The sequence below is a fragment of the Halorubrum salsamenti genome (assembly GCF_007671685.1).
Taxonomy (GTDB): Archaea; Halobacteriota; Halobacteria; order Halobacteriales; family Haloferacaceae; genus Halorubrum; species Halorubrum salsamenti.
The window spans coordinates 26,676-48,272 of the sequence record NZ_VCNL01000002.1 but is presented as its reverse complement, the minus strand read 5'-3'; the positions used below and the strand labels follow the sequence as shown (position 1 = coordinate 48,272).

The 21,597-nt window shown below is 70.0% G+C and carries 20 protein-coding genes; 13 read left to right on the top strand and 7 right to left on the bottom strand.

Going from position 1 to position 21,597, the window contains the following annotated elements:
• Nucleotides 1-40 precede the first annotated feature (40 nt).
• Together FGL94_RS04840 and FGL94_RS04835 are read left to right on the top strand one after the other, a co-directional pair.
• Entirely contained in the window at nt 41-1,012 is a 972-nt protein-coding gene (locus FGL94_RS04840) for a ribose 1,5-bisphosphate isomerase (protein ID WP_144921549.1), read from the top strand.
• Complete coding sequence (locus tag FGL94_RS04835; RefSeq protein ID WP_144921546.1) at nt 1,009-2,097, top strand: carbohydrate kinase family protein; 1,089 nt, start codon at nt 1,009-1,011, stop codon at nt 2,095-2,097. Before FGL94_RS04840 ends, FGL94_RS04835 begins: the two co-directional genes overlap by 4 nt.
• Before the next feature lie 48 nt (nt 2,098-2,145).
• Here the strand turns inward: FGL94_RS04835 and FGL94_RS04830 are convergent, their stop codons facing one another.
• Nucleotides 2,146-3,324: a hypothetical protein gene (locus FGL94_RS04830; protein ID WP_144921544.1), complete on the bottom strand. Its 1,179-nt coding sequence runs from the start codon at nt 3,322-3,324 to the stop codon at nt 2,146-2,148.
• A gap of 261 nt (nt 3,325-3,585) precedes the next feature.
• Between FGL94_RS04830 and FGL94_RS04825 the strand changes: the two genes are divergently transcribed.
• The 3 genes from FGL94_RS04825 (at nt 3,586) to FGL94_RS04815 (ending at nt 6,571) form a co-directional block, all read left to right on the top strand.
• Nucleotides 3,586-3,807, top strand: a complete 222-nt coding sequence (locus FGL94_RS04825; RefSeq protein ID WP_144921542.1) for a hypothetical protein — start codon at nt 3,586-3,588, stop codon at nt 3,805-3,807.
• A gap of 153 nt (nt 3,808-3,960) precedes the next feature.
• Nucleotides 3,961-5,619, top strand: a complete 1,659-nt coding sequence (locus FGL94_RS04820) for a DUF255 domain-containing protein (protein WP_144921539.1) — start codon at nt 3,961-3,963, stop codon at nt 5,617-5,619.
• A gap of 145 nt (nt 5,620-5,764) precedes the next feature.
• Nucleotides 5,765-6,571: a TrmB family transcriptional regulator gene (locus FGL94_RS04815; RefSeq protein WP_144921536.1), complete on the top strand. Its 807-nt coding sequence runs from the start codon at nt 5,765-5,767 to the stop codon at nt 6,569-6,571.
• Nucleotides 6,572-6,605: 34 nt separating this feature from the next.
• On the opposite strand, the gene mptA is transcribed toward FGL94_RS04815, so the two are convergent.
• Nucleotides 6,606-7,535 carry a GTP cyclohydrolase MptA gene (mptA, locus tag FGL94_RS04810; RefSeq protein WP_144921533.1) on the bottom strand — a complete coding sequence of 310 codons (930 nt, stop codon included), beginning with the start codon at nt 7,533-7,535 and terminating at the stop codon, nt 6,606-6,608.
• A gap of 208 nt (nt 7,536-7,743) precedes the next feature.
• Here mptA and FGL94_RS04805 point away from each other — a divergent pair, with 208 nt between their 5' ends.
• From FGL94_RS04805 to FGL94_RS04785, 5 genes are all read left to right on the top strand, one after another.
• Entirely contained in the window at nt 7,744-8,037 is a 294-nt protein-coding gene (locus tag FGL94_RS04805; protein WP_144921530.1) for a 50S ribosomal protein L21e, read from the top strand.
• A 6-nt stretch (nt 8,038-8,043) separates the two neighbouring features.
• Nucleotides 8,044-8,400 (top strand): RNA polymerase Rpb4 family protein, encoded by a 357-nt coding sequence (locus tag FGL94_RS04800; RefSeq protein ID WP_144921527.1) that lies wholly within the window; start codon nt 8,044-8,046, stop codon nt 8,398-8,400.
• Nucleotides 8,401-8,771: 371 nt separating this feature from the next.
• Nucleotides 8,772-9,614 carry a translation initiation factor eIF-2B gene (locus FGL94_RS04795; protein WP_144921524.1) on the top strand — a complete coding sequence of 281 codons (843 nt, stop codon included), beginning with the start codon at nt 8,772-8,774 and terminating at the stop codon, nt 9,612-9,614.
• Nucleotides 9,615-9,754: 140 nt separating this feature from the next.
• Nucleotides 9,755-10,720: a DUF7260 family protein gene (locus FGL94_RS04790; protein WP_144921520.1), complete on the top strand. Its 966-nt coding sequence runs from the start codon at nt 9,755-9,757 to the stop codon at nt 10,718-10,720.
• A 174-nt stretch (nt 10,721-10,894) separates the two neighbouring features.
• Nucleotides 10,895-11,836, top strand: a complete 942-nt coding sequence (locus FGL94_RS04785; RefSeq protein WP_144921517.1) for a TIGR03571 family LLM class oxidoreductase — start codon at nt 10,895-10,897, stop codon at nt 11,834-11,836.
• 375 nt (nt 11,837-12,211) lie between these two features.
• Here FGL94_RS04785 and FGL94_RS04780 read toward each other — a convergent pair whose 3' ends face one another.
• From FGL94_RS04780 to fmdA, 3 genes are all read right to left on the bottom strand, one after another.
• Nucleotides 12,212-13,285: an aldo/keto reductase gene (locus FGL94_RS04780; RefSeq protein ID WP_144921514.1), complete on the bottom strand. Its 1,074-nt coding sequence runs from the start codon at nt 13,283-13,285 to the stop codon at nt 12,212-12,214.
• A 102-nt stretch (nt 13,286-13,387) separates the two neighbouring features.
• Nucleotides 13,388-15,100 (bottom strand): TCP-1/cpn60 chaperonin family protein, encoded by a 1,713-nt coding sequence (locus FGL94_RS04775; protein WP_144921511.1) that lies wholly within the window; start codon nt 15,098-15,100, stop codon nt 13,388-13,390.
• A gap of 136 nt (nt 15,101-15,236) precedes the next feature.
• Nucleotides 15,237-16,508 carry a formamidase gene (gene fmdA, locus FGL94_RS04770; protein ID WP_144921508.1) on the bottom strand — a complete coding sequence of 424 codons (1,272 nt, stop codon included), beginning with the start codon at nt 16,506-16,508 and terminating at the stop codon, nt 15,237-15,239.
• A 265-nt stretch (nt 16,509-16,773) separates the two neighbouring features.
• Between fmdA and FGL94_RS04765 the strand changes: the two genes are divergently transcribed.
• The 3 genes from FGL94_RS04765 (at nt 16,774) to FGL94_RS04755 (ending at nt 19,876) form a co-directional block, all read left to right on the top strand.
• Entirely contained in the window at nt 16,774-17,685 is a 912-nt protein-coding gene (locus tag FGL94_RS04765) for an acyltransferase (RefSeq protein WP_144921506.1), read from the top strand.
• Between the two features lie 47 nt (nt 17,686-17,732).
• Nucleotides 17,733-19,025: a glucose-6-phosphate isomerase gene (locus FGL94_RS04760; protein WP_144921503.1), complete on the top strand. Its 1,293-nt coding sequence runs from the start codon at nt 17,733-17,735 to the stop codon at nt 19,023-19,025.
• A gap of 125 nt (nt 19,026-19,150) precedes the next feature.
• A complete protein-coding gene (locus FGL94_RS04755) occupies nt 19,151-19,876 on the top strand; it encodes a CPBP family intramembrane glutamic endopeptidase (RefSeq protein ID WP_144921501.1) in 726 nt (241 codons plus the stop codon).
• Nucleotides 19,877-19,900: 24 nt separating this feature from the next.
• Here FGL94_RS04755 and FGL94_RS04750 read toward each other — a convergent pair whose 3' ends face one another.
• Both FGL94_RS04750 and FGL94_RS04745 read right to left on the bottom strand, forming a co-directional pair.
• Nucleotides 19,901-21,193, bottom strand: coding sequence for a DNA double-strand break repair nuclease NurA (locus FGL94_RS04750; RefSeq protein ID WP_144921499.1), 1,293 nt, complete (start codon nt 21,191-21,193; stop codon nt 19,901-19,903).
• A 57-nt stretch (nt 21,194-21,250) separates the two neighbouring features.
• Nucleotides 21,251-21,526: a hypothetical protein gene (locus FGL94_RS04745; RefSeq protein WP_144921497.1), complete on the bottom strand. Its 276-nt coding sequence runs from the start codon at nt 21,524-21,526 to the stop codon at nt 21,251-21,253.
• Nucleotides 21,527-21,597: the final 71 nt, after the last annotated feature.

The following is a 21,597-nucleotide window of genomic DNA, read 5'->3' as shown; positions in this document are numbered from 1 at the left end:
CGCCCGGTTTTATAAATACCGAGGCGGCTACTGGATCGGTATGACCGACACGGAGCCGGCGGCCCCGGTCCGGGAGACCGCCGAATCGATCGCGACGATGGAGATCCGAGGCGCGGCGACCATCGCGTCCGCGGCCGCGGAGGCGCTCGCCGAGCAGGCGGAGGCGGCGACCGCGGGCGGCGAGACCGCGAGCGATCCCGCCGCCTTCCGGGCGTCGATGCGCGCCGCGGCGCGGACCCTCCGCGAGACCCGTCCGACCGCCGTGTCGCTGCCGAACGCCCTCCGCTACGTCCTCCAGCGGATGGAGGGCGAGACGGTCGGCGACCTGCGCCGCAGCGTCGTCGACGCGAGCGACGCGTTCGTCCGCCAGCTCGACCGCGCGCAGGAGGACCTCGGGCGGGTCGGCGCGAACCGCCTCGCCGACGGCGACACGGTGATGACCCACTGCCACTCCACCGACGCGCTCGCCTGCATCGAGGCGGCCGTCGAGCAGGGGAAGTCGATCTCGGCGGTCGTCAAGGAGACGCGCCCGCGCCAGCAGGGCCACATCACCGCCGAACAGCTCCGCGACGCCGGCGTCCCCGTCACCCTGATCGTCGACTCGGCGGCGCGCCGGTACCTCGACGAGGTCGACCACGTCGTCGTCGGCGCCGACTCGATCGCCGCGGACGGCGGTGTCATCAACAAGATCGGTACGTCGGGGCTCGCGGTCAACGCCCGCGAGCGCGGCGTCCCGATCATGACCGCCGCCCAGACGATCAAGCTCCACCCGGAGACGCTGACGGGCCACACCGTCGAGATCGAGATGCGGGACGAGAACGAGGTGGTCGGGCCCGAGACTCGCGATGAAATCGGCGAGATCGACGTTCGGAACCCGGCGTTCGACGTGACGCCGCCGCGGTACATGGACGCGATCGTCACCGAACAGGGGCAGTTCCCGCCAGAGAGCATCGTGACGCTGATGCGGGAGCTGTTCGGCGAGGGCGCCGCGGAGCCGTGGGCCGAACCATGAGCGGGGACGGCCCGGGACGCGACGGGACCGACGACTGGGAGGAGGAGATCGCGGAGTGGGACGAGGAGGTCTCCGAGTGGGAGGCCGACGAGGGAGACGGCGATCCCGACCTCGAGCCGGACGCCGCCGACCGCGTTCCGAAAGTGGTCTCGGCGGGCCACATCAACTGGGACGTGACGATCCACGTCGACCGGCTTCCGGAGCCGGACGGGGAGACCCGGATCGACCTGCTCGAACAGTCCGGCGGCGGCAGCGCCGCGAACGTCGCGGTCGGGCTCGTCGGCCTCGGCGGCCAGTCGGTCGTCTACGGGAGCGTCGGCGGCGACGAGTCGGGCGCGCTGGCGCTCCGCGAACTGGCGAGCGCCGGCGTCGATCCCGGACAGGTGCTCGTCGCCGCGGACGAGCCGACCTCGGTGAAGTACGCGATCGTTGATGGGAGCGGAGAGCTCCTCATGCTGGCCAACGACGGCGCCAACGAGTCGTTCACCGCGGCCGAGCTCGACCGCGACACGCTTTCGGCGGCCGACCACCTCCACCTCACGGGCCAGCAGCCGGGGACCGCGGCCGCGCTCGCGACCGCCGCGGCCGAGGCCGGAACGACCCGGAGCTTCGATCCGGGGCGCCGCGTCGGCGACCGCGAGTTCGAGGCCGCGCTCCACGCCACGGACCTGCTCTTCCTCAACGCTCCGGAGGCCGACGCGCTCGCCGACTCGACCGACATCGACCCGTGGGAGCCCGACGACCGCGTCGTCGCGATCAAGCTCGGCGAGGAGGGCGCGACGGTCCGGACCCCCCACGGCGACGTGTCGCATCCGGGGTTCGACGTCGACGCGGTCGACACCGTCGGCGCCGGCGACGCGTTCGCGGCCGGCTTCCTCGGCGCCGCCCTCCGCGATCCCGATATCACCGGCGGCGGGTTCTCGCACGACCCGCGCGACTACCAGGTGCCGCTGCTCGTCGGCAACGCCTGCGGCGCGATCGCCGCCGAGACGGTGACCGCCCGCGCGGAGCTGTCGTGGGAGCGCGTCCGCTCGGTGATGGGCGAGTCGCCCGAGTCGGACCTGCTGATCGAGATCCGGGTGTGAGCGCGTCGGGCGCCTGGCGCGAGCGTCCGGCGGCGCCGGGCCCGACGCCTATCCGACGTAGTCGAACGCCACCGCGAGGTCGGCGGCGCCCCAGAAGACGAACCGGTAGCGTCCGGGTACGAGGTCGGGACAGACGCGGAGCGCGTCAGCGTGCGGGCCGTTCTCGACGAGCCCCGCCTCGGTCATCTCGAACTCCCAGTCGAGCGTCTCGCCCGGTCGGACGGCGAGCGCCTCGTCGGTGTATCCGAACGTGGCGTCGCCGTCGGCCCCGCGGATCTCGGTCCACCCCGACTCCGTGCGCAGTTCGAGATTGTACTTCCCCTGATTGCCGATGTAGACCTCGCGGCCCGAGACGTTCGTCAGCTCGATCCTGAAGCGGGTTCCGCGGGCGATCGCGAGCTCCTCCGACCCGGCGTCGTCGTCCCCGGGGATCACGGCTCGGAGCGCGAGCGGTCCGTCGCCGCCCGCGTCGCTGCCGGCGCCTCCTCCGCCGCCCCAGTTGACCCCGCTCTCGTAGACCTGGGGATGCCGCTCGAACTCTTCCGTCTCGCAGTCGAACGAAGCGGGGACGTTCGGGGGATCACCGTCGGGGCGGACGCCGCCGGGCAGCGCGTCGAGGTCGAGGAGCCCGTCTTCACCGGTCAGCTCCGCGGTCTCGCCCCAGCCGTTCGTCACCGACAGCCGGAGCGCGTCCGGCAGCGGGTCGGCGGTGACCCGGAGCAGCGCGCCGGAAAAGGTGATCGCCTCGCCGCAGGCCTCGTCGTCCGCGGCGGTGTTCTCGACGGTCGCGCTCGCGACGAGCGTACCGCCCTCGACGCCGACGTCGTCGAACGCGATCCGGCTGTGACAGGTGGTCGGTCCGACCGACTCGACGTACGCGAGTACGGACGACGAGAAGTCGGTCGCCTCGACGAACTCCCTCACCTCCGCGGGGGCGTCGTCGAACAGCCACCGGGTCTCGCCCTCTTCGGTGAACAGCACACAGAAGCCGCGGCGCGACTCGCGGTCCCACGCGGGACCGGAGAACGCGCCGCCGGCCTGCTGGACCGCCGTGTCGGTGGCGCCGTCGCCGCCGTCCTCGCCGTCACCGGTTCCGCCGTCGCTCCCGTCGTCCCCGTCTCCGCCGCTCCCCGCGCCGGGATCGCCCCCGTCGGTACAGCCGGCGAGTGCGGCGACGCCTCCCGTCCCGATGCCGTATATCGCCGTTCGACGCGTGAGTTCGGTCATGACGGGCGTCGCTACGACGCCCCCACATAAGGGCTTCCCGTAGGCGCAAACGCCTCTCTGTGTTATGCCGGCCTCGCCGCCGATCGAACCGCCGTATCGACGATCGTCGTCGGTCCGCCGTAAAAGGGTGAGAAGCGTCGATAAAGAGTTAGACCGATTCTGCGGGCGTTTTGAAACGTCGCCGAGACGCGAGAAACGTGATGAAATCGTCCGAACCCTCTGCGGGGTATATGGGGTCACCCGTCGTAGAGAGAGGTGTCCATGTCCATCCCCGCTCCCACGCGCCTCGCCTCCGGCCAACAGGTGGCCGGACTGATGACCGGCACGATGAAGGCCGCCGCCTTCTGGGCGGCGATCGCCATCCCCGCCACGTACCCCGTGCTCCTCTACATGGGGCTCGACGGCGGCACCGGGGTGCTGTTCGTCGGCCTGCTGTTCGCGAACGCGCTCGCGCTCGCGCTCGGCCACGACTACAAGCGCTGAGGCCGCCGCGCCCGCCGAATCGCATCGCCACCGACGACCGACAGTCGCCCTCCGAGATCGCCCTCCTCCCCCTCCTCTACCTCCTTCCTCGAACGAGTAGCCACCGCTTACCGCTCTCGAAGCGCTTACCCACCGCCCGCTCCGACTGTCGGTATGACCGACGAGACGCACGTCGAGTGGCGCGACTGGAGCGCCGAGGCCTTCGCCGAGGCCGACGAGCGGGACCGCCCGGTCCTGCTTTCGCTCTCCGCCACGTGGTGTGAGGGCTGTCACGAGATGGACGCGATCACCTACGCGGAGCCGCGGATCGCCGCCAACGTCAACGAGGGGTTCGTCCCGGTCCGCGTCGACGTGGACCGCCACCCGCGGGTGCGCGAGCGGTACAACATGGGCGGGTTCCCGACGACAGCCTTCCTCACGCCCGAGGGAGAACTGCTCACCGGCGCGGGCTACCTCGACGTGGACGGGATGCGGCAGGTGCTCGAATCGGTCCGGCAGATGTGGGCCGACAAGGGGCGAGACGCGGGTCGGATCCCCCGCGCGCTCGACGCCGATCTCCCGCCGAGCGGGGAGGTGACGGACGCGATCGAGAGCCACCTCGCCGGCCAGATCGAGGCGAAGTACGACGAGGAGTACGCCGGCTGGGGGTCGGACGCGAAGTTCCCGCTTCCCCGAACCGTCGAGTTCGCGCTGAAGCGCGACCGCGACCGCGCCCTCCGGACGCTCGACGCGGTGCGCGACCACCTCGCCGACGACGTGGCCGGCGGCTTCTTCCGGTTCGCGGGGACGTCAGACTGGGGCGACGTGGCCTACGAGAAGCCGATCGACACGAACGCGGCCGTCACCCGAGCGTTCGCGAACGCCTATCTCTACACCGGCGACGAGGCGTACCTCGCGCCGGCGACCGACGCGATGAAATTCCTCACCGACGACCTCTGGACCGGCTACGGCGTCGGCGGGAGCGTCGGCCCGGGGCTCGGGCGCGCCTACTACGCGGCCTCCGCCGCGGACCGCGAGGATCTGGACTCACCCCGCCGAGACCTGACCGTCTTCGCGGGCGGGAACGCGCTCGCGGCCGACGCGCTGCTCGCGATCGCCGCCTACACCGACGACGAGCGCGCTCGCGAGTACGCCGAGCGGATCCTCGACGGGCTCGGGCGCGACCTGATCGACGCCGACTCCGGAGCGGTGACCCACTACCGCGGGAGCGACGAGGTCGGCGAGACGGACCTGCTCGCCGACGCCGCCCGCGTCGTGAGCGCGTACACGCGCGCCGCCGGCGTGCTCGGCGCGGGCGCCCCTATCGCCCGTGCGGTCGCGGACCGAGCGATAGATCGGCTCCGCGTCGACGGCTCCTTCGTCGACGGGCCGCGGTCGGGCGCGGGGCTGCTCGACCGCCCGTTCCGCCCGCTCGACGGCAACGTGGAGATGGCGACCGCCCTGCTCGATCTGTCGGCGCTGACGGGCGAGGAGCGCTACGAGACGGTCGCACGCGAGACGGCCGAGGCGTTCGCCGGCGCGACCGAGCGGCTGAGCGTGCAGGTCGCCGGGTACGGCAGCCTCGCGGGGCGGCTCCTCCGCGGCACCACCGTCGTCGCGGTCGGCGACGAGCCCGGAAGCGACCTCCACCGCGCCGCGTGGCGGGTCGCCGACCACGAGAAGGTCGTCGTCCCGAACGCGCACCGAGAGGACGCGCCCGCCCCGCGGTCGGTCCCGGCGGGGTCGGCGGTCGTGATCGCGGGAGACGCCGCGTCCGAGCCGGCGGAAACACCGGACGAGTTGATGACAGAGGTCGCCGAAACGGTCGAGTAGCGATCCGGCCGCGCCGTGGCTCTCTAGCCGGAGCATTTCGGATCGGTATCCGTGTCAAATCCGACCGGACGAGCCCGAGTGACGACCACCACCATCCCGTGTAAACCGGCGACGTGTTTATACGGATCCCGACGGATCGGACGGTATGGCATCTCTTCGCGATCTGGGACTCTCCGAGTACGAGGCCCGCGCGTACCGCGCGCTTCTGCGCACCGGGCCGACGACGGCGAAGGATCTCTCGCGGGCCAGCGAGGTCCCGATGGGGCGGGTCTACGACGTGCTCAACAGCCTGGAACAGCACAACCTGGTCCGGAGTCAGGCGGCCAGCCGCCCGAAGAAGTACGCGGCGGTGGAACCGGACGCCGCACTCGACCGGCTCTTAGAGGAGAAGAAGCAAGAGCTGGAGACGCAGGCGGAACAGTACGAGGAGGTCGTCGACGACCTCTCGACGGAGCTCGACGCGGGCGAGCCGGTCGACGGGCAGTTCTGGACCGCGGCCGTCGGCGCGGAAGATGCGACCGACCTCCTCTTAGAGCGGATCGCGGCCGCCGAGCGCCGGATGGTCGTCGTCGCCGGCGCGCCCGCGACCGGCTTCGACCTCGGGACGATCGGCGAGCGGGTGACCGACGAGCTGGAGTCGGCGTTAGACCGGGGCGTGGAGATCCGCGTGTTGCTGTCGCCGGAGACGGTGGACGTGCTACCGCGAAGCGTCGGTCGGCGGTACACCGCCGACCTCTCGGACATGGAGGGGTTCGAGGTACGCACGGCCCCCGGCGTCGACGGGACCTTCTCCGTCTTCGACGGGATCGAGGTGTGTATCGAGGTGCCGCACCCGCTCTCCGGCGACGAGCCGTTCGCCATGATCGACGTGAAGGACGCGGAGTTCGCGGCGAGCGTGAAAGACCAGTTCGAGCCGCAGTGGGGGGAGGCGGAGCCGCTGACGTTCGGATGAGGGGAACCGTTCAGCGGGCGTGAGTTGAGCGCGCTTACGTCGCGTCCAGCTCGTCCCGCAGGTCGCCCATCGTGACCTCTCGCTCGGCGTGGGCGTTGTGCTGGTGGATCGACTCGTCGTTCGACTGTTTCATGTGGATCACGGCGTCGTCGGAGAGGTGGTCGAACTCGTCGACGGTGCCCTCGGCGAGCGCGCGGACGCAGTCCTCGACGAACTTCGCGTCGGCGTGGGCCTCGTAGGTCATGTGGTCCTCGTCCGGCCGCTTCGCCATGTTGTAGATCCGGGCGCTCATCGAGTCGCGGGCGACGTCGATCACGTCCCGGAGGTCGATCTCGGGGTGTCCGTCGGTGGTGACGGTGAGCGTGGCGTGGCCGCGCTGTGAGTGCCCCGGCTGCGGGACGGCGTCTAAGAACTCCTCGGTCGTCTCCTCGTCGACGCCGAGCTCGGCGAGCTTGTCGCGGGCGCGGGACTCGCTCATCCCCTGCGAGCAGGGGCAGACCGTCATGCCGGTGACTTCGGCGCCGATCTCCTCGCGGGTCCCCTCCTCGGTCGCGATGGCGCCGGCGACGATCGTCGCCGTGCTCTGCGTCTCGATCCCGGACGCGGGCGTGTCCTCGCGGGTGACGAGCTCCGCCGACATCGACACCTCGGCGGTGGTGGTGTAGTCGTGCTTCTCGAGGAGTCGCTCCGCGGCGTCGCCGCAGACCTCCTCGACGCGGTACGCCTCCTCGCGGGTGATCTCCTCTAAGATCTCGTCGATCGTCGCGAGGTTCCGCGACATATCGATCCCCTTGCGGCCGCTCGGGAGGTCGACGAACACCTCGAACTCCGCCATGAGGACGATGGGACGCTTGTCGCCCCGAGCGATCTTGACGAGCTTCTCGACGCCGGTGACGCCGACCTGCGAGAGCCCGACTGAGACGTCGGGCGCCGACGCCTGGACGTCCGGCAGCTGGTGACTCATTACGAACACGGTGGGCAGTCAGGGGATTAGCCCTTTCGGAAGGGGGATTCACGTGGGGTTGTCTCGGCCGCCGATCGCGTCCGGAACGCCATGCGGTGTGGACGGGTCCCCGCGCGGCGTCGACTCGCGAACGATCGTGGTACCGGCTCCCGTTCGAGGGCCGTAACGCACCATTTATAACCGCGGCAGCGGAAGAACGCCCAAGACCATGCCGAGTTCCAATGGGCCCCAGAAGGCGACCCGCGACAAGCTCTCGAACAAACCCCGCGACCGCGGCACGTCGCCGCCGCAGCGAGCGATCCAGGAGTTCGACGAGGGGTCGCAGGTCCACCTCAAGATCGACCCGAGCGTCCAGAAGGGTCGCTTCCACCCGCGCTTCGACGGCCGCACCGGTACAGTGGTGGGCAAGCAGGGCGCCGCGTTCAAAGTCGAGATCCCGGACGGCGGCAAGACGAAGACGCTCATCGTCACCGCCGCCCACATGAGCGCACAGCAGAACTGAACCGAGATGACGATATTTAAAGAGAAGCTCGACGAGGAGTACGTCACCACCTCCGAAGCGAAGGAGATCCTCGTGGAGATCGAAGCGGAGCGCGCGGACGACGAGGACCGCGACCTGCGCTACGAACTCGCCCGCGCGATCGAGCACGTCAACCGCTTCGCCCACCTCGACGCCGAGGAGTCCCGGGAGCTGGTCGAGGAGCTGACCGAGCTCGACCAGATCGACCTGCCGACCGCGGTGAAGATCGCGGACCTCCTGCCCGAGGACCGCACCGAGCTGCGCTCGGTGTTCGCCCAGGAGCGCTACTCGCTCGACGGCGACGAGCTCGACGACGTGCTCAACGTCGTCGCGAAGTACGCCTGAGGAAGCGGTAGTCGGCTTTTTCGGTCGCGTGTCTTCCGGTTCCGCTTGGCCGCGTCGTCGACGCCCTAGTTCGTCGAGTCGCCTTCGATCTCATCGGCTTATAAATCGTGACAGGGAAACGCCGATAGACACCTCCACAGCCCCATCACCGGCGCTGCGCGCCGGCGAGCTCGCACGCGCACTCGCCGGCGGCTTCGCCGCCAGCTGGCAGAGGGACCTTCGGTCTCTCCCTACTCGCACCCTTCGCCGCTTACGGGCGCACGCCACCGCAGATGAGTGTGCCACGGCGTTCTTCGGTCGATTTCGCCATCATTCCAACGCTCCGGCGGGACCCCGGAACCCCTTTGAATTGGGGCGACGACTCTACGGGTATGATCGACGAGACGGTCGCCGAGATCCGGGCGATGCGGACCCACAGCACGTCGGCGGTGGCCGTGAAGGCGACGCGGTCGCTCGCGGAGCTGCTCGACCGTGAGTACGTGACAGTCGACGAGTTCGAGCGCGACCTCGAACACAACGCCGGAGTGTTGCGGCGGTCGAACCCCTCCCACGCCGCGCTCCACAACGCGATGCGCGATGTCGAGCGCTCCATCGTCGGCGAGGCGACGAGCGTCGAGCACGGCAAACAGCGGCTCGAAGAGACCATCGCCCGCGTCGTCGACGACATCGAGACGGCGAAGGGGGAGGCCGCCGCCAACGCGGCCGAGCGCATCGAGGACGGCGACACCCTGCTGGTCCACGACTACTCGACGACGGTGCTGGAGTCGATCGAGAACGCGGCCCGCGACGGCGCCCACTTGACGGTGTACGTCACCGAGGCGCGCCCGCGCACCCTCGGTCGAAAGACGGCCCGCGTGCTCGCCGGCATCTCGCGGGTCGACACCCGGATGGTGGTCGACAGCGCGATGGGGTACGCCCTCCGCGACTGCGACCGCGTCCTCCTCGGGATCACGTGCATGACCGGCGGCACGTACTACAACCGCGTCGGGACGTTCCCGCTCGTCGTCACCGCCCGCGAACTGGGCGTGCCGGTGACCGCGGTCGGCTCGGGCGCGAAGCAGATCGAGGAGTTCCGCTTCGAGAACGAGTTCCGCGACGCCGTCGAGGTGATGCGCGAACCCGTCGAAGACGTGACGATCGAGAACCCGAGCTACGACGCGACCCCGATCGGCATGATCGACACCGTGGTCACCGACGACGGCGTCGTCGAGTAGTCGGAACCCCGTTCCGTCCCGGGATCTCGGGCCTCGGACCGCACCCGACGTCCCGCCATCCCCCGATTCCGGAAACCTTCGTGTCAGGTCCCGAGATCCGCCACAAGCGCTTTGTACGTGTGCCGTGTTAGCTCCATACAATGAGCGTGAGACAGGGGGCAGCGGGGATCTTTCGGATCCAGAGCGCGGATCCGGCGGCGATGGAGTGTACCAGCCTCTCCTGTGATCTCGCCGCGATCGCGAGCGAGCCCGGCGCCGTCACGGCACTGGTCTTCGCGGGCGTCGTCGCGTTCGTCGCGCTGGCGTACATCCGCGATGCCAAGGCGAGCTGCCGCGACGAACAACGGCGGGTCCGTGACGAACAAGACGCTTTCGAGGAGTTCGCCGACCGCGTCTCCGGGCTTGACCCCGCGCCCGCCTCGTCGACCGCGCCGTCGCTCGACGGACCGGCGGCCGCGGTCCGCACGGTCTCCGCGGTCGACGGCGGGAACGGGGTCGACGACGTCAGGCTCCGGCGCGTGCTCGCGGCGTACCGCGACACGGTGATGTCGCTCCCCCACTACAGGGAGGAGTACGACGAGACGATCCCCGAGAGCCTCGCCGCCGAACTGGGGCCGGATACGGCCGCCGCGCTGGCCTCCAACGGGACCCTCTCGACCGGGGCGCAGTCGGCGCTGGTGCGACGGAGCCGGCAAGCGGCCGACGCCCGCTCGTCGCTGGCGGACGCGATCGACACGGAGATCGACGCGCTGTCCGGGTACGAGACCGATCTGACCCTCGTGGACCGGCGCCGACGCCGGCTCCTCGAACACCTTGACGGCGTGAGGGGGGACGGGACAGACGCCGCGATCGACATCTGGCGGCGTCTCGACGGGCTCGAAGACGACTGCGACGAGATCGCCGGTGAGCGTCAGCGCACGCTCGACGACCCGCCGATGGACGTTGCCCCCCCGGGCGAAGAGGCGGACCGCCGGTCGTTCCACGAGTACCTGTACGGGCCGACCGAAGGGCCGCGCTACCCCGTGTTAGCCCAGATCGCGGAGATCGCCGGACGGATCCGGACCGACCGCGACCGGGTCGCGAGCCGGATCGCCGGCGGCGACTGAGTCCCGCGCTTTCATCTGTCACCCCCTGCGTGGCGAACGTCATGGGTGGAAGCTGGCTGTTCGCGGGGGGCTCGCAGGGGCGGCGTTCGGCGGCGCGTCGATCGCCGCGCGAGCGCGACGACGAGCGACGCGCCGAGCAGAACACCGATACGGCTCCGGCGAGGAAACGGGGCAATGACCGACCCCGACGCGCGGGAGCGTCCCGACCACGCCAACGCCGGCTTCCGGCGGCTGTTCGGCCGCTCCGAACTCACGTTCGGACTCGGATTTCCACTGACTGGCGAGCGGCGCGGCACGCCGGACCCCGCCGAAGAGGTCCGGCTCGCGGAGCGCGCCGAGGGTCTCGGCTTCGACGGGCTGTGGGCGCGGGACGTGCCGACCTACTGGCCGAAGTTCGGCGACGCCGGCGGGGCGTTCGACCCGTGGGCGCTGCTCTCGCACGCCGCCGCTCACACCGACGAGATCGCGCTCGGCACGTCGAGCGTCGTCCTCCCGCTCCGGCACCCGATCCACCTCGCGAAATCCGCCGCGACCGTCGACCGACTCTCCGACGGACGGGTCGTGTTGGGAGTCGCCTCCGGCGACCGCGACCCCGAGTACCCGGCGTTCGGCGTCGACCCCGAGCGACGGGGGGAGATGGTCCGCGACCGGATCGCGGCGATGCGCGCGTGCTGGCGGGAGGAGTTCCCCGAGATCGACGGCGAGTGGGGCGAGCTCGACGGCGACCTCGACGTGCTCCCGAAGCCGACGACGGAGACGCTCCCGGTGTTGCCGACGGGCAACGCGCGGCAGTCGACCGAGTGGATCGCCGACCACGGCGACGGCTGGCTGTTCTATCACCTCCCGGACGAGACGCTCCGGAGCTACGTCGCGGAGTGGCGCGAGCTGGCCGGCGCGAAGCCGTTCGCCATCGCCGTCGGCGTCGAGTTCGACGACGACCCGACCGCAGAGCCCGAACACCTCCACCTCGGCTACCGCGCCGGCGTCGAGTGGTTCCGCGACTACTTCCGGCGGCTCGACGAGTTCGGGGTCGATCACGTCGTCGTCGGCCTGCGCGGCGACGATCCGGAGGCGGCGATGGAGACGTTCGCGGACGAGGTCGTCGCGCCGCTTTGAACCCCGGCTTTGAGCCGCCGTCCCGTGGACCGAGCCGATCCGAGCCACGCCGGTCCATCGCGGGAGGTTTATACCCGACGACTGCCACGCTGCAGACGGTGGCCATGACGACGTGTTACCCCCACTGAGCCCCTTGTGACGAGGGTTTTCCACCGAGCCACCACTTCTGAGACCGCGAGCGGCGGCGCTCCCCGTCCCCGAGCATCGCGGCACCGACGGCAGTCGTGCGTGGGTCGGGCTGTGGTGACGCCGACGAGCCGGGTGAAACCGGCGAGCTATGGTAACGTGTGACAGAGTACGGTGAAAGTGGACAGTGCTGCCACAGAGGGTTCGCAGTCCGGCGGTCTCGACGGGAAACGGGGGGGGGTCGGTCGTTCAGTACGACGCGGCGCGCTTGTCGAGGCCGGCGGCCTCGATGTCCTCGCCGTCGACGGAGGTCCGGAGCGCGTCCATCCCGTCGTCGCGGTCGATGTCGAAGTTACGCGCGTACAGCTCCTGGACGCGGTCGTACTCCGCGTCAGAGAGGGACGGTACGTCGCTCGCCGCGCTCCACTCGGCGATGTCGTCGCCGTCGCGGAACGTCGGCGTCACGGAGGCGACCTCGTCGTGCGCGAGCAGCCAGCGGATCGCGGCCTGCGCCATCGTTCGGGTCCCCTCGACGCCGTCGGGGTCTTCGAGGAAGCGGATCGCTTCGAGCTTCTCCCAGCCGGTCTCGTACCACTCTTTGGGTCGATGCGATCGGTGGTCGCCGTCCTCGAGGACCGTGTCCGGCGTCACCTGCTCGTTGAGCAGGCCCGAGGAGTGCGGAACGCGGGCGATCACCGAGGTGTCGGAGCCGGACTCGCGGATGGCGTCGACGAAGTGGCGGCCGGGCTGCTGCTCGAAGAGGTTGAAGACGGTCTGGACCGCGTCGAACTCCTCGTACTCGACGGCGGCGTCGCCCTCCGCGAGCCAACCGATGGAGGGGCCGAGCGCCCAGCCGAGCGCGCGGACGCGTCCCGAATCCTTCCACTCGGCGAGGAGGTCCCGGACCTCGGGCGTGACGTCGTCGACGTTGGCGTTGTGAAGCTGGAGCAGGTCGACGTAATCGGTGTCGAGCCGGTCGAGCGAGCGCTCGAACGCGGTCTCGAGGTACTCGCGGTCGAGCTCCTTCGGGAGCTCCCCGTGACCGGCCTGCGGGTTGTTGTAGAAGTCGTAACCGATCTTCGTCGCGAGCGTTACCTCGTCGCGGCGACTGTCGATCGCTTTCCCGATGATCTCCTCGCTGTCGCCGTGGCCGTACACGTCGCCGGTGTCGACGTAGGTGACGCCCGCGTCGAGCGCGTCCTCGACCATCCCGACCGCCTGTTCGTCCGACCGGTCGCCCCACCAGTCGGTGCCGACGACCCACGCGCCGAAACCGATCTCCGAGACCTCGACGCCGGAGTTCCCGAGTTCGCGGTGTTGCATACCCGGCCTTCGGGATCGGGACACTTAGCGGGTGCGGTCTCCCTCACGCGGCGGGATCGCGGAGGGATTTATAAGGCCGTCCGTGAGCGTGATGCGGCCCGGTCAGTGGCTCAGCGCCCACGGGTACCCCCCGTCGTGGCCGCCGCCTCCGTGTTCGCCGCCGTGGGTGTGGCCGCTTCCGTGGGTGTGGCCGCCTCGGTGACCGTGGCCGTCGTCACCGCCGTGAGCGTGTCCGCGGCGTCCGTCGCCGTCGACCTCGGATCCGTCGATCGGCTCCGCGTCCAGCGTCTCGTCGATTCGCAACACGAGCCCCGCGGTCCGGACCGCGGTCTCGAGACAGCGCGCGGGGACCGCGACCGGCTCGACTACGCCCGCGTCGAACATGTCGCGGACCGCGCCGGAGCGCGCGACGCCGGCCGCCGTCTCCCCGTCGTGGCGGCGGTTGCGGAGCGCGACCAGCGCGTCGATCGGATCCGCGCCCGCGTTCCTCGCGAGCGTTCGCGGGACCACGGTCACCGCGTCGGCGAACGCCTCGAGCGCGAGCGCCGACCGGTCATCGACGCTCGATGCGCGGTCAGCCACGGCGCGAGAGACGGCCATCATACCGGCGCCGCCGCCCGGAACGACGCCGCCGCCGCTGGCGGCGTGGCGCGCGACCGCGAGACCGTCCTCGACGATCCGCTTCGTCTCCGCGGCGACGTGCGGCGTCCCGCCGCGCAGGAGCAGCGACTCGTGCGACTCGCCCGGGAGTCCGGAGAACTCGATCACGGCGCCGCCGCCGACCGACCGGCGGCGAACCGATCCGACCGTCCCGAGCGCGTCCCGATCGAGGTCGGCGACCGCGGCGACCGCGGTCGCGCCTGCGGCGCGAGCGATCGCGTCGAACTCGTCGCGTCTGGTCCGCTCGACGGGGAGCACGCCGGCGCGCGCGAGGTCGGTCTTCACCGCGTCGTCGATCGACTTCTGACACACGAGCACGTCGACGTCGCGGTCCGCGACCGATCGGATCAGCCTGTCGCCGGCCGCCCGTTCGTGCTCCCTGACGGCCGCGAGGTCGTCGGGGTTCCGGACCGTCACCGTCCCCGACGCCTCGGAAGGAGGTGGCGTCACTTCGGCGTCGACGAGCGCGACCGTCGGATCGGCGAGCGCCCGGCGGTCGTCGGTCCCGAACCCGTCGATCGTCGTCGACGAGCTGTCGACGTCGACGAGGATCCCGTTCACCCGCTCGGAGTCGGCCAGTCCGCCGCCGGCGTACGCGTGAATCGTGAGTCGGGCGGCGTCGCAGTCGACCGCGCGCAGGGCGTCGACGGTGATGTCGGCGAACCGCTCGGTCGCGGCCGCGTCCCAGCGGCCGGTGACCGCCGTCGACGCGACTTCGCCGAGCCGCTCGTCGTCCGGATCGACCGGGACGCTGAGCTCGTCGAGGGCGTCGCGGGCGTGTGAGACCGCGCTGGCGTACCCGTCGACGATAGACGTCGGGTGGAGCCCTCGCTCGGCGAGCCCGTCGGCCGCGTCGAGGAGTTCGCCGACGAGCAGGGCCGTCGTGGTGGTCCCGTCGCCGACGTGTCGCGCGTGCGCCTGAATCGCGTTCCGGATCACGCGTCCGATCGGGGCGTCGATCTCCAACCCGTCGAGAACGGTCGCGCCGGTGTTCGTCACGACGACGCTTCCGCTCCGGTCGATCACCATCTTGTCCAGCCCGTTCGGTCCGAGCGTACTCCGGAGCGTCGCCGCGATCGCCGTTCCCGGGCCGAGCAGATCGTCGGGTCGCTCTTCGCTACTCGATGCCTCTGTCGTGTCGGTCGTGAATGCCATGTCGTATCGTGTCGCGTCGATCGCGGCGCGGATCGTATCGCGTCGATCGCGGCGCGCCTCTCGAAGTCGGTCCCGCTCTCCGCCCCGAGCGGGCCCTTCCTATTCCCCCGGAACGAACGTCCGCCGCCGTCACCGATCACCCGAGCGGATCGTCGGTGACGACGAGGTCGCCGCGGTCAGCCCGGTTGTCCAGGTTTCCGGGGGAGATGTCGAACTCGAAGACGCCCTTCGGCACCGCGAGCGTCGAACACGCGTTCGGGACGTCGACGACGCCGCTCTGGCGCCCTTCCGCCGGGACCGTCCCGAGGATGTGGAGCGCCTGCTGGCCCGTGTAGCCGAACTTCTTGAGGTAGTCGATCGCCTGCAGACACGCCCGGCGGTAGGCGGTGTGCGAGTCGATGTATCGCTGCTCGCCGTCCTCGGTGACGGAGTAGCCGCAGAACGTGATGTAGTCCTCGAAGTTGGGACCGCGGTGGCCCGGCTCGAAGATCGGATGGTCGACGCCGTGTTCCTCCATGCCGTTCTTGATCAGGTCGAACTCCACGTCCGCGTAGCCCGCCATCTCGATCGCGCCGCAGAACGTGATCTCGCCGTCGCCCTGCGAGGCGTGGAAGTCGCCGAGCGCGAAGTTCGCCCCCTCGACGTAGACGGGGAAGTACACCGTCGAGCCGATAGAGAGGTCCTTGATGTCGTGATTTCCGCCGTGTTCGCGCGGCGGCACCGTCCTCGCGGCCTCCTCGGCCGCCGCCTCCGCCTCCTCCGGGTCCATCTCGCCCATCTGTGCTCCCTCCGTGGTCGGCGGGTTCGCGACGCCCGGCTCCGCCTCTCCGGTCGGGTGGTTCGGTATCGAACTCGGGTCCGCCTCGTGTTTGTCGATCAGCTCCTGCTCCCGCTCGTTCCACTCCTCTAAGAGCTCCTGGCTCGGCGCACAGCCCGCGAGTCCGGGATGGATCTTCCCCTCGTATCGGACGTCTGGGACGTGCCGCGAGGAGACGGTGTACCCGTCGATCTCCCAGATCGACTTCGCGGCGTCCGGGAAGTGGTCGGTGAGGAAGCCGCCGCCGTTCTGCTGGGAGAACGTTCCGGTGAAGCCGAATTCGGAGCGGTCGTTCAGCGGCCCCATGTCGTGAAACTCGACTTTCAGCAGGTCGCCGGGCTCCGCCCCCTCGACACGGACGGGACCGGCGAGGTAATGCACCTGCGTGAGGTCCACGTCTCTGACCTCGTTCGGATCGTCGTTGTCCGAGATCTGTCCACCCGTCCAGTCCAGCGCTTCGAGCCGAATCGTTTCCCCGGGTTCCGCCTCCACGACGGCCGGAATGTCGGGGTGCCACCGGTTGAACGGTTTGGCTGTCGGCTGCTCGTCCGGCGGCCTGTCGACGTCGACCTCGAATTTTACTTCTGGCATATGGTACCGCGTGTCAATACAGCGAACGGTTACAAAAATATTGGTGCAATAACAAGTGCGGTGAGTAGTCCGGACGTCAGACGGCACTCCCGCGCGAATTGCGTATTACTCGCGTGTCTTTCCCTCTGGAACTGATTCGATGTCGCATTCGTCGGCGACGCGGGTGTGACCGTCGGCGACGCGGGTGACACGCCCGACGGTCGGCCCAAGCACGCACACGTCGTACAACCGAATCCCTTTGAATGATGGCGACGAAGGTGTGACGATGACAAAGCGACACGTCTCCCTGCCCGACGGCGCGGAGGCCGGGGTCCGAGGGTTCATCGATGAGGTGGATGAGCGGCTCTCCTCGGAGGAGGACACCTGTGAGGTCGTTCGAGACACGCTGATCGACCTCCACGGCGACCGCGAGAGCTGGGAGGCGTGGCAGGACGGCGAGTCGGTGTCGAAGGCCGAGCGCGTGCGCCTGCAGGGGTACGACCCGTGTAACGCCACGCTGGAGTCGGAGTATTACGCCGAGAAGGACGAGGACCGGTTCCAACAGTCGAAGTACCTCCAGTGGCTCTGGCGGCAGTTCGACGCCACGCCGATGGCCGACAACGTCGAGTTCGCGCTCCGGTTCCGCCAGATGCTCGGCAACCACCTGTTCGCCGAGTGCGGCGACGACTGCCGCTTCTTCAAGGGGATCTCCGTCACCTACGGCCACAACATCGAGATCGGCGACAACGTCGTGATCCACGACGACGTCCACCTCGACGACCGCGGAAAGCTGACGATCGGCGACCGCGCGTCCGTCTCCGACGGCGTCCACCTCTACAGCCACGACCACGACCTCGTCGACCAGACCGAGGTCCGGAACTTCCACACGATCGTCGAGGACGACGCCCGCGTCACCTACGACGCCATGGTCCGCGCCGGCTGTCGGGTCGGCGAGAACAGCGTCGTCGGCGCGCGCTCGGTCGTGCAGGGCGACGTTCCCGACCACCACGTCGTCGTCGGCTCCCCCGCCCGGAGCGTCCGGGTGAAGCCGGGGTGGGAGGAGGCCGCCGACGAGCTGGAGGACGGCCGTCTCCCCGACCGACAGGACGAACGCGAGATCGAGTACGAACTTCCCGACGACCTCGACCAGTTCGACGAGTTCCAGCGCGACCTGCGGCCGCCGGAGCCGCCGCAGTGAATCCCTCAGAAACCTATTCTTAAGTTCCGGTCGTCCCCACGTCCGGTATGCACGTCGACCTCGGCAACGCCTTGGAGACCACACCGGGACTCACGGAGGAGACCTTAGAGCGACTCGACGACCGAGTCGCGGACGCGCACGAGCGAATCGCGAGCGGCATGGCCGACGACGAGTTCGGCTACGCCGCCCTGAACCTCCCGGAGACGGCCGATCCGGACGCGATCCGCGCGGCGACCGACCGGTTCGACCGCCCCGATGCGGTCCTCACGGTCGGCATCGGCGGGAGCGCGCTCGGCGCGGCGACGCTCGCGAACGCCCTCGAAAGCGGCGTGGACGCGTACTTCCTCGACAACGTCGATCCGGACGCGGTCGACGCGCTGCTCGACGGCCTCCCCCTCGACGACACCGTCGTCAACGTCGTCTCGAAGTCCGGGACGACCGCGGAGACGCTCGCGAACTTCCTCGTCGTCCGCGAGGCGATGGAGGAGGCGGGCGTCGACTGGACCGAGCGCACCCTCGTGACGACCGGCGAGGAGGGGAACCTCCGCGCGCTCGCCGACGCCCACGACCTCCCCGCGCTCGACGTGCCCGACGGGGTTCCGGGGCGCTTCTCCGCGCTCTCGACGGTCGGGCTCGCGGTGCCGGCGCTGCAGGGCCACGACATCGAGGCGATCCTCGCGGGCGGACGCGACGGGACGGAGAGCCTGTCGGGGTCGCTGTTCGAGACGCCCGCGTACGCCTACGGCGCGGCGACGTACGCGCTCGCCGAGCGCGGCGCGCTCACCAACGCCGTGATGCCGTACGCGGAGTCGCTGGAGACGTTCGCCGAGTGGTTCGCCCAGCTGTGGGCCGAGAGCCTCGGGAAGGACGGGCTCGGCCAGACCCCCGCCCGCGCGCTCGGCGCGACCGACCAGCACTCCCAGCTCCAGCTGTACCGCGCCGGCCCGCCGGACAAGCTCGTCTCGCTGATCAGGCCGACCGAGCGCGCCGACACCGGGATTCCGGAGACCGACCTCGACGGGCTGGCGTACCTCGGCGGCTCGTCGCTCGGCGACCTGCTCGACGCCGAGTTCGAGGCGACCGAGGCGAGCCTCGCGGCGGCCGACGTCCCGAACCTCCGGGTCGAGATCGACCGCGTCGACGAACGGAACCTCGGCGAGCTGCTGTACGAGATGGAGGCCGCCTGCGTGCTGTACGGCGAGCTCGCGAGCGTCTCGACGTTCACCCAGCCCGCGGTCGAGTGGGGGAAGAAGGCGGCGCGCGGGCTGCTCGGCGGCGGGGACTTCCCCGAGGCGGACGCCGTGGCGGACAAGCGCGAGCTGCGGATCGACGGCTCCTGAGTGGGGTCGTTCGATCCGGCTCCTGAGTGGGGTCGTTCGATCCGGCTCCTGAGTGGGGCGTTCGGCCGGCACCCTCACCGTGCGCTTCCGGAGCGCCTAACACACCGTACGCCCAACTGTCGCCGATGACAGACGACCTCCCGGTCCCGGTCGATCGACTGACCCACGCCGCGAGCGCCGTTTTCGCACTTGTTTTCTCGCTCGTCGTCGCCAGCCTGATCGCCCAGCTGGCCACCTCGGCCGCGGTCGGCGTCGGCGTCGTCGCGCCCGACACGAACGCGTTCACGATCCTCCGGACCGTCGCCAGCTTCGTCGGCTTCCTCCCGGCCGTGGTCGGCTACCTCCTGATCACCGACCAACGGGATCTCGTCTCGGTCTCGCTCCCGTCGCTCCGGGAAGTCGGGCTCATCGTGGGGTCCGCGGTCGCCCTCTACGGGCTCCAGATCGGGCTCCTCCTCACGCTCCGCGAGTTCGGGTTCGGGACCGGACAGAACCCGGCGACGGTCGCCGCTGGCGACCCGGCGGTCTACTACGCCGCGATGATCGCCGTCTCGATTTTGGTCGTGGGGCCCGCAGAAGAGCTGTTACTCCGCGGCGTCGTCCAGGGCGGCCTCCGACGTTCGTTCGACGCCGCCCCGGCGATCCTCATCGCGGCCCTCATGTTCGGAATGCTCCACGGGAACGTCGAGGGCACCGCCGTCGAACAAGCCGCGTACATGGGCGTGACGGTGGTCCTCGGTTCGATCCTCGGCGCGCTCTACGAGTGGACCGAGAACGTGCTGGTCCCGGCGTTCGCACACGGGCTGTACAACGCGATCATCTTCGCGGGGTTCCTGTGGGGCGCGCTGTGACCCCTCGCTGAGCGGAGCCCCCGCTTAATACGGCTCCTTCCCCCACCGTCGGTCGTCGTAGGTCGCCTGCTGGTCGCTGTCGAAGCGCTCCTCGAACTTCCGGCGGAGCGCCGCTTTTTCCGTCGCCGCGATCCGCGCCAGCTCGTCGGCCTTGCCGACCGCCTCCGGCGGCCCCCGCGTCGTCGCCACGTCGGCGAGGACCTGTCGGGTGAGTCGGTCGCGGACCGACGGGTCGCGGGCGAACGCGTACGGCGCCTCCAGCTTGTAGGTCACGTCGGTCCGGGGGTCGTACACGACCATGAACGCCGGCTCGTACAGCTCCGGGTCGAGCGCGCGGTCGATCCCGAGCGCGTCGCCGTCGGCGGCCATCGTCGCGTCGGCGCCGCCCCGACTGCGGAACCACGTGGTGAAGGTGAGCTCGTCGTCGACGCGGTCGTCTCGACCGGCGGAAGCGTTGCCGCCGCGAGCGCCGCCACCGGCCGGGCCGTCGCCCTCGCGCCGCTCCAGGAGCCGGGTGAAAAGCGCCGTGTCGTCGGGCCACGGCGGCTCGACGCCCTTCCGGGCCAGCGCGCGGACGATCGTCCCGCTGGAGGGGTTCTTCACGAAGCCGGCGAGCGGCACGTCGCGCTCGACGAACCGCTCGACCAGCCGGACGTATTTCTCGACCACGGCGCGGGGCTTCGCCTCGCGGGCGAGCGCGCCGAGTTCGGGGTTGCGGTCGTCCCACGTGAACAGCTCCTTCGGGTAGATCGGCCCGTCGAGTACGAGCAGGTCGTCGACCTCGTCGGCGTGGTCGAGCGCGTGAGTCCCCTCGGCGAGGTATAAGGCGAGCGCGTGGACGACCCCCTCCGCGTACCGGTTCACTCGGGGGGCGTGGAGCACCCGCTGACGGGTGTGACCGCCGTCGCGCTCGCGCCACTCGCCGCCGAAGCTCGCGGTCGAGTCGCCGGCGTGAACGGTCGCGACGATCGTCCGGTCGCGGTGGAGATCGAGGTCGCTCGGCGTGCTCGCCATCGCGGCGTGAGCCACGTCGACGACGAGCCCGTTCTTAAAAGTGGTCGGATTGATCGTGCCCGAGTCGAGTCCGTGGACCGTCTCGAACGGGCGGTCGGTGAGGGCGGCGTCGTCGATGGGAGCCCGCCGGCGCTCGTGCTCGTCGACGGGTTCGATCACGACCCGGCCGTCCCGTCGGAGCTCGGGGAGCCAGTCGCGCCACACTCGCCCCGCGAGGTCGTCGTGATCGGTCGTGTCCACGTCGCCCGCAATGTCGTACGCGAGCTGTGCGATGTTCTCGACGTGGATCGGATCGAGCGTCACGGCCGTACCGCGGTTCGGAGGGATATAAAATACGTCGGCTCAGGCGAGCGCGCGGCGCTACTCGCCCCCGCCCTCCTCGCTGCCCTGGTCGGCCACGGTTCTACTCTGCAATCGGTCGAGTCCGAGCGTGAGAAGGAAGAAGCTACCGCCGACGTACAGGAGCGACTGCGGCTCGGCGACGAGCCGGCTTATCAGACCGTTCCCGTAGCCGATCACGGTACTCAGATACCCCAGCACCGACGTGGTCCATCCGAGCCCCGTGAGACCGGTGAGCTGGTTAAGTAGATCTTCGTCGGTGTCGCGAATCAGTCTCAGCAACGTGACGGTTATCATCACCTTAACCCGGGTACTCCGTGATGGTACATAAATTATTTTCATCGTATAGAGAATGTACTTTTTGTGTG

What these genes read in the sequence shown, in the direction of transcription:
- FGL94_RS04830 (WP_144921544.1), bottom strand. Translation starts at nt 3,324, where the DNA reads ATGACCGAACTCACGCGTCGAACGGCGATATACGGCATCGGGACGGGA.
- FGL94_RS04840 (WP_144921549.1), top strand. Translation starts at nt 41, where the DNA reads ATGACCGACACGGAGCCGGCGGCCCCGGTCCGGGAGACCGCCGAATCG.
- FGL94_RS04815 (WP_144921536.1), top strand. Translation starts at nt 5,765, where the DNA reads ATGGCATCTCTTCGCGATCTGGGACTCTCCGAGTACGAGGCCCGCGCG.
- FGL94_RS04820 (WP_144921539.1), top strand. Translation starts at nt 3,961, where the DNA reads ATGACCGACGAGACGCACGTCGAGTGGCGCGACTGGAGCGCCGAGGCC.
- FGL94_RS04745 (WP_144921497.1), bottom strand. Translation starts at nt 21,526, where the DNA reads ATGATAACCGTCACGTTGCTGAGACTGATTCGCGACACCGACGAAGAT.
- fmdA (WP_144921508.1), bottom strand. Translation starts at nt 16,508, where the DNA reads ATGCCAGAAGTAAAATTCGAGGTCGACGTCGACAGGCCGCCGGACGAG.
- FGL94_RS04800 (WP_144921527.1), top strand. Translation starts at nt 8,044, where the DNA reads ATGACGATATTTAAAGAGAAGCTCGACGAGGAGTACGTCACCACCTCC.
- FGL94_RS04790 (WP_144921520.1), top strand. Translation starts at nt 9,755, where the DNA reads ATGAGCGTGAGACAGGGGGCAGCGGGGATCTTTCGGATCCAGAGCGCG.
- FGL94_RS04760 (WP_144921503.1), top strand. Translation starts at nt 17,733, where the DNA reads ATGCACGTCGACCTCGGCAACGCCTTGGAGACCACACCGGGACTCACG.
- FGL94_RS04825 (WP_144921542.1), top strand. Translation starts at nt 3,586, where the DNA reads ATGTCCATCCCCGCTCCCACGCGCCTCGCCTCCGGCCAACAGGTGGCC.
- FGL94_RS04755 (WP_144921501.1), top strand. Translation starts at nt 19,151, where the DNA reads ATGACAGACGACCTCCCGGTCCCGGTCGATCGACTGACCCACGCCGCG.
- FGL94_RS04805 (WP_144921530.1), top strand. Translation starts at nt 7,744, where the DNA reads ATGCCGAGTTCCAATGGGCCCCAGAAGGCGACCCGCGACAAGCTCTCG.
- FGL94_RS04775 (WP_144921511.1), bottom strand. Translation starts at nt 15,100, where the DNA reads ATGGCATTCACGACCGACACGACAGAGGCATCGAGTAGCGAAGAGCGA.
- FGL94_RS04795 (WP_144921524.1), top strand. Translation starts at nt 8,772, where the DNA reads ATGATCGACGAGACGGTCGCCGAGATCCGGGCGATGCGGACCCACAGC.
- FGL94_RS04765 (WP_144921506.1), top strand. Translation starts at nt 16,774, where the DNA reads ATGACAAAGCGACACGTCTCCCTGCCCGACGGCGCGGAGGCCGGGGTC.
- mptA (WP_144921533.1), bottom strand. Translation starts at nt 7,535, where the DNA reads ATGAGTCACCAGCTGCCGGACGTCCAGGCGTCGGCGCCCGACGTCTCA.
- FGL94_RS04835 (WP_144921546.1), top strand. Translation starts at nt 1,009, where the DNA reads ATGAGCGGGGACGGCCCGGGACGCGACGGGACCGACGACTGGGAGGAG.
- FGL94_RS04785 (WP_144921517.1), top strand. Translation starts at nt 10,895, where the DNA reads ATGACCGACCCCGACGCGCGGGAGCGTCCCGACCACGCCAACGCCGGC.
- FGL94_RS04780 (WP_144921514.1), bottom strand. Translation starts at nt 13,285, where the DNA reads ATGCAACACCGCGAACTCGGGAACTCCGGCGTCGAGGTCTCGGAGATC.